The organism is Enterobacter sp. CFEC122, from assembly GCF_052983755.1.
The window spans coordinates 156812-171660 of sequence record NZ_JBRIQR010000004.1; the positions used below are offsets into that span (position 1 = coordinate 156812).

Genomic DNA, 14849 nt, shown 5'->3' on the forward strand with positions numbered 1-14849 from the left:
GTTCTTTTAAAACAAGCAACAACAAGCGGCGATTAAGCCAGTTTGTTGATCTGCGCGGTCAGGTTTGCTTTATGACGCGCTGCTTTGTTTTTGTGGATCAGACCTTTAGCAGCCTGACGATCCACGATTGGTTGCATTTCGTTAAATGCGTTCTGCGCAGCAGCTTTGTCGCCAGCTTCGATAGCTGCGTATACTTTCTTGATGAAAGTACGCATCATAGAGCGACGGCTTGCATTGTGCTTACGAGCCTTTTCAGACTGAATAGCACGTTTCTTAGCTGATTTGATATTAGCCAAGGTCCAACTCCCAAATATGATCTATGTGGACAATTCAAAGGCCGAGGAATATGCCCTCTATACCTTCTTTTGTCAATGGATTTGTGCAAATAAGCGCCGTTAATGTGGCGACGCTACGTTACGTAGTGATGGCGCAGGATTCTACCAGCTTGTTGTCCGTGAATACAGCTTTTCGGCATAAAAATCGCAGTTCGCGAGCAGATTTTTTCGCTGCGAAAGGTCAGCCTGATGAAATCATTACGGCTTTCTGTTTTGCACGAACAATCGCCGGTTAACCTTAACCGCTGTACAAGGTATACTTTGGCGATTTTCACTGTTTTGAGCCAGACATGAAGCTGATACGCGGCATACATAATCTCAGCAGAGCCCCGCACGGGTGCGTGCTGACCATTGGTAATTTCGACGGCGTGCATCGTGGTCATCAGGCGCTGTTGCAGGGATTGCGTAAAGAAGGGGAGGCCCGCGGCCTGCCCGTTGTAGTGATGATTTTCGAACCGCAGCCGCTGGAGCTGTTTGCGGGCGATAAATCTCCCGCCCGTCTTACACGCCTGCGCGAGAAGTTGCGCTATCTGGCTGAGTCCGGCGTGGACTATGTATTGTGCGTACGTTTCGATCGCCGCTTTGCCGCGCTGACAGCACAAAATTTCGTCAGCGACCTGCTGGTGAAGCGTCTTGGCGTGCAGTTTCTTGCCGTGGGCGATGATTTCCGCTTTGGCGCTGGTCGTCAGGGTGATTTCTTGCTATTACAGAAGGCTGGTCTGGAGTACGGTTTTGACGTCACCAGCGCGATGACCTTCTGTGAAGGCGGCGTGCGCGTCAGCAGCACGGCAGTGCGGCAGGCGCTGGCCAACGATGAACTGGATACGGCAGAAAACCTGCTGGGACATCCGTTCACCATCTCTGGTCGCGTGGTCCATGGCGATGCGCTGGGCCGCACGATAGGTTTCCCGACGGCGAATATACCGCTGCGTCGTCAGGTTTCCCCGGTTAAAGGGGTCTATGCGGTAGAAGTGGCAGGACTGGGCGATAAGCCGTTCTACGGCGTCGCCAATATTGGCACGCGTCCGACCGTTGCCGGTGTGCGTCAACAGCTAGAAGTGCACCTGCTGGACGTTGTAATGGACCTGTATGGTCGCCATATAGATGTGATACTGCGTAAAAAAATACGCAACGAGCAGCGATTTGGTTCGCTGGATGAACTCAAAGCGCAAATTGCGCGAGATGAATTAACAGCCCGCGAGTTTTTTGGGCTTTGAACCCGGCTTAACTGCCTACGTGATAAATACGGAACCGAGAATCTGATGAGTGACTATAAATCAACCCTGAATTTGCCGGAAACAGGGTTCCCGATGCGCGGCGATCTCGCCAAGCGTGAACCGGGAATGCTGGCGCGTTGGACCGATGATGACCTGTACGGCATCATTCGTGCAGCCAAAAAAGGCAAAAAAACCTTCATTCTGCATGATGGCCCTCCCTATGCGAATGGCAGCATTCATATTGGTCACTCTGTAAACAAGATTCTGAAAGACATTATCGTGAAGTCCAAAGGACTCGCGGGATATGACTCGCCTTACGTTCCGGGCTGGGACTGCCACGGCCTGCCAATCGAGCTGAAAGTTGAGCAGGAATTTGGCAAGCCTGGTGAAAAATTCACCGCCGCTGAGTTCCGTGCGAAGTGCCGCGAATACGCAGCCACCCAGGTTGACGGTCAGCGCGCTGACTTCATCCGTCTGGGCGTACTGGGCGACTGGTCGCATCCGTACCTGACCATGGACTTCAAAACCGAAGCCAACATCATCCGTGCGCTGGGCAAAATCATCGGTAACGGCCACCTGCACAAAGGCGCGAAGCCGGTGCACTGGTGCGTGGACTGCCGTTCTGCGCTGGCAGAAGCGGAAGTGGAGTATTACGACAAAACCTCTCCATCTATCGACGTAGCCTTCCATGCCGTCGATCAGGATGCGGTGAAAGCTAAATTTGGCGTGTCGTCCGTTAACGGCCCGATCTCGCTGGTGATCTGGACCACCACCCCGTGGACCCTGCCAGCCAACCGCGCGATCTCCCTATCCGGTGAGTTCGAATACGCGCTGGTGCAGATTGACGGCCAGGCGGTTATCCTGGCGAAAGATCTGGTTGAAAGCGTGCTGAAGCGCGCGAACATCGCCGATTACACCGTGCTGGGCACAGTAAAAGGCGACGCGCTGGAGCTGATGCGCTTCAAACACCCGTTCCTGGACTTCGACGTTCCGGCGATCCTGGGCGACCACGTAACGCTGGACGCGGGTACCGGTGCGGTACATACCGCCGGTGGCCACGGTCCTGACGACTACAACATCAGCCTGAAGTACGGTCTGGAAATCGCTAACCCGGTGGGGCCGGACGGTTCCTACCTGCCTGGCACCTACCCGGCGCTGGACGGTATCAACGTCTTCAAAGCGAACGACATTATTGTCGACATGCTGCGCACCAGCGGCGCGCTGCTGCACGTTGAAAAAATGCAGCACAGCTATCCGTGCTGCTGGCGTCATAAGACGCCAATCATCTTCCGTGCGACTCCGCAGTGGTTCGTCAGCATGGATCAGAAAGGCCTGCGCGAGCAGTCTCTGAAAGAGATCAAAGGCGTGCAGTGGATCCCGGACTGGGGCCAGGCGCGTATCGAATCCATGGTGGCTAACCGTCCTGACTGGTGTATCTCCCGTCAGCGTACCTGGGGCGTGCCGATGTCGCTGTTCGTGCATAAAGAGACGCATGAGCTGCACCCGAACACCCTGGAACTGATGGAAGAAGTGGCGAAGCGCGTCGAAGTTGACGGCATCCAGGCGTGGTGGGATCTCGACGCCCGTGACATCCTGGGCGCTGATGCGGATAACTACGAGAAAGTGCCGGATACCTTGGACGTATGGTTCGATTCCGGGTCTACCCACTCCTCCGTGGTTGACGTGCGTCCGGAATTTGCCGGTCACGCTGCCGATATGTATCTGGAAGGGTCTGACCAACACCGCGGCTGGTTCATGTCATCTCTGATGATCTCTACCGCCATGAAGGGTAAAGCGCCTTACCGTCAGTTACTGACTCACGGTTTCACCGTGGATGGTCAGGGCCGTAAGATGTCCAAATCCATCGGTAACACCGTTTCTCCGCAGGACGTGATGAACAAGCTGGGCGCAGACATTCTGCGTCTGTGGGTGGCGTCGACCGACTACACCGGCGAAATGGCGGTGTCTGACGAGATCCTGAAACGCGCTGCCGACAGCTATCGTCGTATCCGTAACACCGCGCGCTTCCTGCTGGCGAACCTGAACGGGTTTGATCCGGCAAAAGACATGGTGAAACCGGAAGAGATGGTGGTGCTGGACCGCTGGGCGGTAGGCTGCGCGAAAGCGGCGCAGGAAGATATCCTGAAGGCCTATGAGTCTTATGACTTCCACGAAGTGGTGCAGCGCCTGATGCGCTTCTGCTCCATCGAGATGGGCTCGTTCTACCTCGACATCATCAAAGACCGCCAGTACACCGCGAAAGCGGACAGCGTGGCGCGTCGTAGCTGCCAGACCGCGCTGTTCCATATCGCAGAAGCGCTGGTACGCTGGATGGCGCCGATCATGTCCTTCACCGCGGATGAAATCTGGGGTTACCTGCCGGGCGATCGTGAGAAGTATGTCTTCACCGGCGAATGGTACGAAGGTCTGTTCGATCTCTCCAGCACCGAAGCGATGAACGATGCCTTCTGGGACGAGCTGCTGAAAGTGCGTGGCGAAGTGAACAAGGTTATCGAGCAGGCGCGTGCTGACAAGAAAGTCGGCGGCTCTCTGGAAGCGGCAGTGACCCTGTACGCGGAGCCAGAGCTGGCGGCGAAGCTGACGGCGCTGGGCGATGAATTACGATTTGTCCTGTTGACCTCCGGTGCGAAAGTTGCGGATTATGCCGAGGCTTCTGCTGATGCTCAGCAGAGCGAACTGCTCAAAGGACTGAAAGTCGCGCTGAGCAAAGCCGACGGTGAGAAATGCCCGCGCTGCTGGCATTACACTACCGATATCGGCCAGGTGGCGGAACACGCAGACATCTGCGGACGCTGTGTAAGCAACGTCGCCGGTGACGGCGAAAAACGTAAGTTTGCCTGATGAGTAAAACTCTCTGTTCAACAGGACTGCGCTGGCTGTGGCTGGTTGTGGTGGTGCTGATTATCGATCTGGGCAGCAAGTTCCTGATCCTCCAGAACTTTGCTCTGGGGGAGACGGTGCCGCTGTTCCCGTCGCTTAACCTGCACTACGCGCGCAACTACGGTGCGGCGTTCAGTTTCCTTGCCGACAGCGGTGGCTGGCAGCGCTGGTTCTTTGCGGGTATCGCTCTCGGTATCTGCGTGATCCTGGCGGTGCTGATGTACCGCTCGAAGGCAACGCAAAAGCTGAATAACATCGCCTACGCGCTGATCATTGGCGGCGCGCTGGGCAACCTGTTTGATCGCCTGTGGCACGGCTTTGTGGTCGATATGATCGACTTCTACGTCGGCGACTGGCACTTCGCGACCTTTAACCTCGCTGATAGCGCCATTTGCATCGGTGCGGCGTTAATCGTGCTGGAAGGCTTCTTGCCGAAACCGGCCGCGAAAGAGCAGGCGTAAGCATCAATGCCGGGTGGCGCTACGCTTACCCGGCCTACCGAATTTGTGGCTTCCCGTAGGCCCGGTAAGCGTAGCGCCACCGGGCAACAGGTGACCCAAAACAAGCGAGCAATTTGCATGTCTAAATCCGTACAGAGCAACAGCGCGGTTCTCGTTCACTTTACGCTGAAGCTGGATGACGGCTCCACGGCCGAATCCACCCGCAACAACGGCAAACCGGCCCTGTTTCGTCTTGGCGATACCTCCCTGTCTGAAGGTCTTGAGCAGCAGCTTCTCGGTCTGAAAGAGGGTGAGAAAAAAGCCTTTTCGCTGGAGCCGGATGCCGCGTTTGGCGTGCCAAGCCCGGATCTGATCCAGTATTTCTCCCGTCGTGAGTTTATGGACGCGGGTGAACCGGAGATCGGGGCAATTATGCTCTTTACCGCTATGGACGGCAGCGAAATGCCTGGCGTGATCCGCGAAATCAACGGCGACTCGATTACCGTTGACTTCAACCATCCGCTTGCCGGGCGTACCGTTCATTTTGATATTGAAGTGCTGGAAATCGATCCGGCACTGGAGGCCTGAGATGCAGATCCTGTTGGCTAACCCGCGCGGCTTTTGCGCCGGTGTAGACCGCGCTATCAGCATTGTTGAAAACGCGCTGGAAATTTACGGCGCGCCGATTTATGTGCGTCACGAAGTGGTGCATAACCGCTACGTGGTCGACAGCCTGCGCGATCGCGGTGCCATCTTTATCGAGCAGATCAGCGAAGTGCCTGACGGTGCGATCCTGATTTTCTCCGCGCACGGCGTCTCTCAGGCGGTCCGTAACGAAGCGAAAAGTCGCGATCTGACCGTCTTCGATGCCACCTGTCCATTAGTGACAAAAGTGCATATGGAAGTGGCGCGCGCCAGCCGCCGTGGTGAAGAGTCGATCCTGATTGGCCATGCCGGCCACCCGGAAGTTGAAGGCACCATGGGCCAGTACAGCAACCCGGAAGGGGGAATGTACCTGGTGGAGTCGCCGGAAGATGTCCTGACGCTGAACGTGAAAAACGAAGCGCGCCTGTCGTTTATGACCCAGACGACGCTCTCCGTCGACGATACCTCAGACGTGATTGACGCCCTGCGTCAGCGCTTCCCGAAAATCGTCGGGCCGCGCAAGGATGACATTTGCTACGCCACCACCAATCGTCAGGAAGCGGTGCGCGCGCTGGCTGAACAGGCGGACGTGGTGCTGGTGGTCGGCTCTAAGAACTCCTCCAACTCTAACCGTCTGGCTGAACTGGCACAGCGAATGGGGAAGGCGGCGTTCCTGATCGACGATGCCACGGATATTCAGGAAGCGTGGGTTAAAGACGCGGCCTGCGTTGGCGTGACGGCCGGGGCGTCCGCGCCGGATATTCTGGTACAAAACGTCATTTCCCGCCTGCAGGAGCTGGGCGGCGGCGAAGCGGTGCCGCTGGAAGGACGTGAAGAGAACATTGTTTTCGAAGTACCGAAAGAACTGAGAATCGACGCCCGCGAAGTCGAATAGTCCCTTTTCTGATGAAAGGCCAGCACCTCCTGTGCTGGCCTTTTTTTTACCCGTTACTTTATCGTGACGACAAAATCATGTCTTTTACTGATATTTAAGTCGGTTTCACGTTAAATTCTAATTATTGGTGTTTTCAGTTGGCAGTGCTCAGAAAGGCTGGTTAATCTGAAAACGGTTTACATCATTTTAACGTAAGAGAATAACTATGCATGATGCACAGATCCGTGTCGCCATTGCGGGCGCGGGTGGACGTATGGGCCGTCAGCTGATTCAGGCGGCACTTCAGATGGATGGCGTAGCACTTGGCGCGGCGCTGGAGCGTGACGGTTCATCACTTCTGGGGACCGATGCTGGTGAGCTGGCGGGCGCGGGAAAGACCGGCGTCACCGTACAAAGCAGCCTGGAGGCGGTTAAAGAGGACTTCGATGTCTTCATCGATTTTACCCGCCCGGAAGGGACGCTCACGCATCTGGCATTTTGCCGCCAGCACGGCAAGGGGATGGTGATCGGCACCACCGGTTTTGACGATGCGGGCAAGCAGGCTATCCAGGATGCATCCAAAGAGATTGCGATTGTCTTCGCCGCAAACTTTAGCGTGGGGGTTAACGTCATGCTGAAGCTGCTGGAGAAGGCCGCGAAGGTGATGGGCAACTACACCGATATTGAGATTGTTGAAGCTCACCACCGCTATAAGGTTGATGCGCCATCCGGCACGGCGCTGGCGATGGGCGAAGCGATTGCTCATGCACTTGATAAAGATTTAAAAGACTGTGCGGTCTATGCCCGCGAAGGCCACACCGGGGAACGCGTGCCAGGCACCATTGGTTTCGCAACCGTCCGGGCGGGTGACATCGTCGGCGAACATACCGCGATGTTCGCCGATATTGGCGAGCGCGTCGAAATTACGCATAAAGCGTCCAGCCGAATGACGTTTGCCAATGGTGCCGTTCGATCCGCTTTGTGGCTGAAAGAGAAGAGAAATGGCCTTTTTGATATGAGAGATGTGCTGGATCTCAACAATTTGTAAGCATTATTACCCATCGTGATGTGGTTATTGCAGTCGTAATTATTTGATTGCATAGGGCAATAATTTATTGCCCTTTTATTTTATCTGTTTCGTGATTATTTTGTTCATTTAGCCTTGAAAGTATAGCTGTTCCTCTTGATTCTCGTTACTGAAATGTAAATTTTGACCACTTGGTCCACTTTTTGATGCTGCGTCGACTCATTTTTCATTAAACCCGGCGCGCAAGCGTTTTCCGCAGTGATTTACCTGATCTTTTTGTCGCTTAAGCTTCACTCGCCTCGCCAGATACGCAAAAGACTAAACAAAATATCGGTTTTAAGTTGACTTTTACCCACCAAATCTCCAGAATGCCGCCGTTTGCCAAAAATCCGCTGGCAACACATTTGCATTGATCCATGACATAGTTATGCATTAATATGCAAATAAAGTGAGTGAATATTCTCTGGAGGGTGTTTTGATTAAGTCAGCGCTATTGGTTCTGGAAGACGGAACCCAGTTTATCGGTCGGGCCATAGGGGCAACGGGTTCGGCGGTTGGGGAAGTCGTTTTCAATACTTCAATGACCGGTTATCAAGAAATCCTCACTGATCCTTCCTATTCTCGCCAAATCGTTACTCTTACTTATCCTCATATCGGCAATGTCGGCACCAATGCGGCTGACGAAGAATCCTCTCAGGTACATGCGCAAGGCCTTGTCATTCGTGACCTGCCGCTGATTGCCAGCAACTTCCGCAACACTGAAGATCTCTCTTCTTACCTGAAGCGCCATAACATCGTGGCGATTGCCGATATCGATACCCGTAAGTTAACGCGTCTGCTGCGCGAGAAGGGTGCACAGAACGGCTGCATCATCGCAGGTGATAACCTCGATGCGACGCTGGCGCTGGAAAAAGCGAAAGCTTTCCCGGGCCTGAACGGCATGGACCTGGCGAAAGAAGTGACTACCGCTGAAGCCTACAGCTGGACTCAGGGTAGCTGGACGCTGGAAGGCGACCTGCCGGAAGCGAAAAAAGAGAGCGAGCTGCCGTTCCACGTGGTGGCCTACGATTTTGGCGCCAAGCGCAACATCCTGCGCATGCTGGTTGACCGCGGCTGCCGCCTGACGGTGGTGCCTGCACAAACGTCTGCCGAAGACGTGTTGAAGATGAATCCGGACGGTATTTTCCTGTCCAACGGTCCTGGCGACCCGGCGCCGTGCGATTACGCCATCGCCGCCATTAAGTCCTTCCTGGAAACCGATATCCCGGTATTCGGCATCTGCCTCGGCCATCAGCTGCTGGCGCTGGCGAGCGGTGCGAACACCGTCAAGATGAAGTTCGGCCACCACGGTGGTAACCACCCGGTGAAAGACATCGATAACAACACGGTGATGATCACCGCGCAGAACCACGGCTTTGCCGTCGATGAAGCCTCAATGCCGGCTAACCTGCGCGTGACCCATAAGTCGCTGTTCGATGGCACCCTGCAGGGGATTCATCGTACCGATAAGCCAGCATTCAGCTTCCAGGGCCACCCGGAAGCGAGCCCGGGCCCGCACGACGCCGCGCCGCTGTTCGATCACTTCATCGAACTTATCGAGCAATACCGTAAGACCGCTAAATAATCAGGAGCCGAGAAGACAATGCCAAAACGTACAGACATAAAAAGCATCCTGATCCTTGGCGCTGGCCCGATCGTTATCGGCCAGGCCTGCGAATTCGACTACTCCGGCGCGCAGGCGTGTAAAGCCCTGCGTGAAGAGGGTTACCGCGTTATCCTGGTGAACTCTAACCCGGCGACCATCATGACCGACCCGGAAATGGCTGATGCAACCTACATTGAGCCGATTCACTGGGAAGTGGTGCGTAAAATCATCGAAAAAGAGCGCCCGGACGCGGTGCTGCCGACCATGGGCGGCCAGACGGCGCTGAACTGCGCGCTGGAGCTGGAGCGTCAGGGCGTGCTGGCCGAGTTCGGCGTGACCATGATTGGCGCGACCGCCGACGCGATTGATAAAGCCGAAGACCGTCGCCGCTTCGACGTGGCGATGAAGAAAATCGGCCTCGACACCGCGCGCTCCGGTATCGCACACAACATGGAAGAAGCGCTGGCCGTTGCGGCTGACGTGGGCTATCCGTGCATCATCCGTCCATCGTTCACCATGGGCGGCACCGGCGGCGGTATTGCCTACAACCGCGAAGAGTTCGAAGAAATTTGCGAACGCGGTCTGGATCTTTCCCCAACCAAAGAGCTGCTGATTGATGAATCGCTGATTGGCTGGAAAGAGTACGAGATGGAAGTGGTGCGTGATAAAAACGACAACTGCATCATCGTCTGCTCCATCGAAAACTTCGATGCGATGGGTATCCACACCGGCGACTCCATCACCGTTGCGCCAGCCCAGACGCTGACCGACAAAGAGTATCAAATCATGCGTAACGCCTCGATGGCGGTACTGCGTGAAATCGGCGTGGAAACCGGCGGTTCTAACGTACAGTTCTCCGTAAACCCGAAAACCGGCCGTCTGATTGTTATCGAAATGAACCCGCGCGTGTCCCGTTCCTCCGCGCTGGCCTCTAAAGCGACCGGCTTCCCGATTGCGAAAGTGGCGGCGAAACTGGCGGTGGGTTATACCCTCGATGAGCTGATGAACGACATCACCGGTGGCCGCACCCCTGCGTCCTTCGAGCCGTCCATCGACTACGTTGTCACCAAAATTCCACGCTTCAACTTCGAGAAATTTGCCGGCGCCAACGACCGTCTGACCACCCAGATGAAATCCGTCGGTGAAGTGATGGCGATTGGCCGCACGCAGCAGGAATCCCTGCAGAAAGCGCTGCGCGGCCTCGAAGTGGGCGCGACCGGCTTTGACCCAAAAGTGAGCCTGGACGACCCGGAAGCGCTGACCAAAATCCGTCGCGAGCTGAAAGACGCAGGCGCAGAACGTATCTGGTACATCGCCGATGCCTTCCGTGCCGGCCTGTCCGTCGACGGCGTGTTCAACCTGACCAACATCGACCGCTGGTTCCTGGTACAGATTGAAGAGCTGGTGCGTCTGGAAGAGAAAGTGGCAGAGCTGGGCATCAACGGCCTGGACGCAGACTTCCTGCGCATGCTGAAGCGTAAAGGATTCGCCGACGCGCGTCTGGCTAAGCTGGCGGGCGTGCGCGAAGCGGAGATCCGCAAGCTGCGCGACCAGTACGACCTGCACCCGGTTTACAAGCGCGTCGACACCTGTGCGGCAGAGTTTTCTACCGACACCGCGTACATGTACTCCACCTATGAAGACGAGTGCGAAGCAAATCCGTCAGTTGACCGCGACAAGATTATGGTGCTGGGCGGCGGTCCAAACCGTATCGGCCAGGGCATCGAGTTCGACTACTGCTGCGTACACGCCTCGCTGGCGCTGCGTGAAGACGGTTACGAGACCATCATGGTCAACTGTAACCCAGAAACCGTCTCCACCGACTACGACACCTCTGACCGCCTCTACTTCGAGCCGGTTACCCTGGAAGACGTGCTGGAAATCGTGCGCATCGAGAAGCCAAAAGGCGTTATCGTGCAGTACGGTGGCCAGACGCCGCTGAAGCTGGCGCGCGCGCTGGAAGCGGCAGGCGTACCGGTTATCGGGACCAGCCCGGATGCGATTGACCGCGCGGAAGACCGCGAGCGTTTCCAGCAGGCGGTTGACCGTCTGAAGCTGAAACAGCCGGCGAACGCCACGGTGACGGCCATCGAACAGGCCGTAGAGAAGGCGAAAGAGATTGGCTACCCGCTGGTGGTGCGTCCTTCTTATGTGCTGGGCGGCCGCGCGATGGAAATCGTCTACGACGAAGCCGACCTGCGTCGCTACTTCCAGACGGCGGTGAGCGTCTCCAACGATGCACCAGTGCTGCTTGACCGCTTCCTCGACGATGCGGTAGAAGTGGACGTTGACGCCATCTGCGACGGCGAAATGGTGCTGATTGGCGGCATCATGGAGCATATCGAGCAGGCGGGCGTACACTCCGGCGACTCCGCCTGTTCTCTGCCAGCGTACACCCTGAGCCAGGAAATTCAGGACGTGATGCGCCAGCAGGTGCAGAAGCTGGCCTTCGAGCTGCAGGTTCGCGGCCTGATGAACGTCCAGTTCGCGGTGAAAGACAACGAAGTCTACCTGATTGAAGTCAACCCGCGTGCGGCACGTACCGTACCGTTCGTCTCTAAAGCCACCGGTATTCCGCTGGCGAAAGTGGCGGCGCGCGTGATGGCAGGCCAGACGCTGGCACAGCAGGGCGTGACCAAAGAGATCATTCCACCGTACTACTCGGTGAAAGAAGTGGTGCTGCCGTTCAACAAATTCCCGGGCGTTGACCCGCTGTTAGGGCCAGAAATGCGCTCAACCGGGGAAGTGATGGGCGTGGGCCGTACCTTCGCAGAAGCGTTTGCCAAGGCGCAGCTGGGCAGCAGCTCGACCATGAGAAAATCGGGCCGTGCGCTGCTCTCTGTTCGCGAAGGCGATAAAGAGCGCGTGGTTGACCTTGCGGCCAAGCTGCTGAAGCAGGGCTTTGAGCTGGACGCGACCCACGGTACGGCAATTGTGCTGGGCGAAGCGGGTATCAACCCGCGTCTGGTGAACAAGGTGCATGAAGGTCGTCCGCACATTCAGGATCGTATCAAGAATGGCGAATACACCTACATCATCAACACCACCGCAGGCCGCCAGGCGATTGAAGACTCCAAGCTGATTCGCCGCAGCGCGCTGCAGTACAAAGTGCACTACGACACCACCCTGAACGGCGGTTTCGCAACGGCCATGGCGCTGAATGCGGATGCTACCGAGAAGGTGATTTCGGTTCAGGAAATGCACGCGCAGATTAGCAAGTAAGTAAAAATGCCCGGTGCCGTTCGGTTGCCGGGCATTCACCCCATCTTCAGGACCTTCTGGTTTTTCATCCTCTTTCAGTCAGTTAGCCTAAAATTGTTAGGTCGATAACGAAATTCAACTGAGAGCAGGGGAAAACACCATGCAAAATAAATTACTGATCGCCACCCTTCTTGCCGCTACTGCAACGTTTACCGTCGCGGGCTGTTCCTCTAACCAGGCAGTGAAAACCACCGATGGCAAAACCATTGTCACCGACGGAAAACCACAGGTCGATGACGATACCGGTCTGGTGTCGTATAAAAATGCGGAAACGGGTCAGACCGAGCAGATCAACCGCGATCAGGTGAAATCAATGGGCGAGCTGGATAACTAATAAAAAAAGCCGTGGCGTTTGCAACGGCTTTTAGTCTTTCAGGAACGATTACCAGCGGTGGTTCAGCAGGATATGACCGCCATAAGCAGCATAGCTGTTCTCACCCCACTCGCCGCTGGCGCGCAGGGAGAGCGTCGTGGTTTCGTTCAGGTTGCCGGTGACGCCCAGCTCTAACTGACCACGATCTTCCGGCGTATCGTTGCTGACGGTCTCGCCGTTAAACGCCAGATCGTTCTGACCTGCGCCTTTCAGCCAGTTCACGGCAACGTACGGCTGCCAGGCTTTCACGTCTTTCTGTTCGAAGTAGCTTGATTTGACGCCCAGACGACCAAACAGACCGTCGTTGTCCAGCGTGGTAATCCGCACGCCGTCGCGATCGGTATGGTTTTCCTGATCCAGATAGCTGTAGATAACCTGCGCCTGAGGTTCGATTTTCCAGGTGCGCTCATTTTCTGAATCAATCACCCATGCATGGCCCACTTCGACGGATGCCGCGAAGCCTTCACTGTCGTAATCTTCATCATTACGGTTGCTGGTCACTTTATTGTTGTACCAGCTATAGGCGGCCCAGGTATCAACGTAGCTGCCCAGACGCAGCTTCTGATCTTCCTGCCAGGTTGCATACAGGCCGACGTTAAAGCCATCCACTTTGCCCTGCGCATCACGTACGTTGTGTTTTGCATCAGAGTGGGTCTTCGCCTGACCTGCCCCGAACATGCCACCCGCACGCAGGATGCCGTTGTCCATTGGCTTACTCATGAAGTCGCTGCCTACCTGAAGGACAGTGATGGTGGTGTCATAGCTGACTTTGTCACCGCCCGCATTGTTTTCATGGTAGCGGCCTTTGACGTACATCCAGGTGTTGAGATCTTCCTCGTTACGGAAGGTGATCTGATCGCGATCGTCACGCTTGTGCAGGAACATGCTCTGCGCGGCAAGGTAGTTACCTAAGTAAGCGCCGACCTCAGGAGCCATGACTTCGGGACCGCTATTGCTGCCGTTGTCGGTGTTACCACCGTTGTCAGTGTTACTGCCGTTGTCGGTGTTACTGCCGTTGTCGGTATTACCGCCATTGTCGGTGTTACTGCCGTTGTCGGTATTACCACCGTTGTCGGTATTATTGCCGTTGTCGGTATCGGTATCGTCTGCCGGAATGTCTGATGGCGTTGCCTTCGATTCCAGATACCAGTTTCCGTCGCCGTGCTGATAAAGATTATACTCATACGCACCCGCAACAACCGGTTTTGCCAGGGTGAGCTGAGCTTCTGAACTGCCGCCAACTCTGACAATTTCCATACCGTTTACGGTTTGCGCGCCCAGCCCCCCCATGTTGCTGACGCTGACCCCGGATTGGCCAAAGCTGCTCCCGGTGATGGTGAGATGGTCGGTTGGTGCATTATCCTCACCGAGCGTACTGTTTAACACGATCTGGCTGCCCGCGGAGCCGGTATAGTCGCCGTTAATGGTGAAATTGTTGCCAACGCTGTTATTGGCGGCGCTGAGTAACAGCGTGCCGCCATTAGTCACGTTGCCGTTGATAGTATCAACGCCGGCAGCGCTGAGCGTGGCGTTACCCTGGACTGCATTCCATGCCGCCAGCGTACCGCCGTTAAGAATGGCAATGTTATTGTTAACTTCACCTGCGGTTGCAAAGGTCGCGCCGTTATCAATGGTCACGGTGGCGTTACTGCCCTTGACACCGAGTGTTGCTCCTGAAGATACCAGCGTAGTGCCGCCGTGAAGAACCGTATCCCCTGTATAGCTATTTTTGCCCGTCAGGGTCAGCGTGTTGGAATCAACTTTTTCGACGTTACCGCTACCGGTCATATTGGTGGCGAAAGTGAAATTGCTTCCCTGATTAAAAGTGACGGTACCGTTGTTGGTGAGTCCACCGCTGAGCGTCGCTGTTTTTTCGCCATCACCAAGTTGCAGCAAGGCGTCTTTGGCCACCCGTGTAATACCGGTATTCGATACCGCGCCAGACAGGGTTAATGCGCCCGTGTTTATCAGCAAGGAGTCGCCTGAGCCAATTATGTCAAGCTTGCCTGACAGTGCCCAGCTTTCGCCGTTCATTGTGACACTGGCAAAACCATCGCCTTCATTCAGACCAGTAAAGTTACTGTCTTCCGAACCCATGCCGAGCAATTCCAGGGTATTTCCTTTGGAATTT

11 protein-coding genes and 1 pseudogene are annotated in these 14849 nt (G+C 55.7%); 10 read left to right on the forward strand and 2 right to left on the reverse strand.

Annotation, left to right across the window (positions count from 1 at the left end; genetic code table 11):
* Positions 1-32: 32 nt before the first annotated feature.
* Positions 33-296: a 30S ribosomal protein S20 gene (gene rpsT / locus ACVCAM_RS05110; protein WP_008502037.1), complete on the reverse strand. Its 264-nt coding sequence runs from the start codon at positions 294-296 to the stop codon at positions 33-35.
* A 115-nt stretch (positions 297-411) separates the two neighbouring features.
* Between rpsT and ACVCAM_RS05115 the strand changes: the two are divergent.
* The 10 genes and pseudogenes from ACVCAM_RS05115 to ACVCAM_RS05160 all read left to right on the forward strand — a co-directional run.
* A pseudogene (locus tag ACVCAM_RS05115) lies at positions 412-618 on the forward strand (DUF2575 domain-containing protein); the annotation flags it as partial.
* A 7-nt stretch (positions 619-625) separates the two neighbouring features.
* Positions 626-1552, forward strand: coding sequence for a bifunctional riboflavin kinase/FAD synthetase (gene ribF / locus ACVCAM_RS05120; protein WP_021240557.1), 927 nt, complete (start codon positions 626-628; stop codon positions 1550-1552).
* Positions 1553-1597: 45 nt separating this feature from the next.
* A complete protein-coding gene (gene ileS / locus ACVCAM_RS05125) occupies positions 1598-4414 on the forward strand; it encodes an isoleucine--tRNA ligase (RefSeq protein ID WP_447093545.1) in 2817 nt (938 codons plus the stop codon).
* Complete coding sequence (gene lspA, locus ACVCAM_RS05130; RefSeq protein ID WP_008502034.1) at positions 4414-4914, forward strand: signal peptidase II; 501 nt, start codon at positions 4414-4416, stop codon at positions 4912-4914. Before ileS ends, lspA begins: the two co-directional genes overlap by 1 nt.
* 117 nt (positions 4915-5031) lie before the next feature.
* The gene (fkpB, locus tag ACVCAM_RS05135) at positions 5032-5481 is read left to right on the forward strand and encodes an FKBP-type peptidyl-prolyl cis-trans isomerase (protein WP_023345412.1); all 450 of its coding nucleotides are present in this window, start codon (positions 5032-5034) and stop codon (positions 5479-5481) included.
* Between the two features lies 1 nt (position 5482).
* Complete coding sequence (ispH, locus tag ACVCAM_RS05140; RefSeq protein WP_023293312.1) at positions 5483-6433, forward strand: 4-hydroxy-3-methylbut-2-enyl diphosphate reductase; 951 nt, start codon at positions 5483-5485, stop codon at positions 6431-6433.
* Between the two features lie 205 nt (positions 6434-6638).
* On the forward strand, positions 6639-7460 hold the full coding sequence (dapB, locus tag ACVCAM_RS05145; RefSeq protein ID WP_407223048.1) for a 4-hydroxy-tetrahydrodipicolinate reductase: 822 nt from the start codon (positions 6639-6641) through the stop codon (positions 7458-7460).
* A 454-nt stretch (positions 7461-7914) separates the two neighbouring features.
* Positions 7915-9063 carry a glutamine-hydrolyzing carbamoyl-phosphate synthase small subunit gene (carA, locus tag ACVCAM_RS05150; RefSeq protein WP_010427050.1) on the forward strand — a complete coding sequence of 383 codons (1149 nt, stop codon included), beginning with the start codon at positions 7915-7917 and terminating at the stop codon, positions 9061-9063.
* Positions 9064-9081: 18 nt separating this feature from the next.
* The gene (gene carB / locus ACVCAM_RS05155) at positions 9082-12306 is read left to right on the forward strand and encodes a carbamoyl-phosphate synthase large subunit (RefSeq protein ID WP_023293310.1); all 3225 of its coding nucleotides are present in this window, start codon (positions 9082-9084) and stop codon (positions 12304-12306) included.
* 139 nt (positions 12307-12445) lie between these two features.
* Positions 12446-12679, forward strand: a complete 234-nt coding sequence (locus ACVCAM_RS05160; protein WP_021240552.1) for a YgdI/YgdR family lipoprotein — start codon at positions 12446-12448, stop codon at positions 12677-12679.
* Between the two features lie 48 nt (positions 12680-12727).
* On the opposite strand, the gene ACVCAM_RS05165 is transcribed toward ACVCAM_RS05160, so the two are convergent.
* Positions 12728-14849, reverse strand: a 2122-nt coding sequence (locus ACVCAM_RS05165; RefSeq protein ID WP_447093546.1) for an autotransporter family protein, incomplete at its 5' end; no start/stop codon positions are given.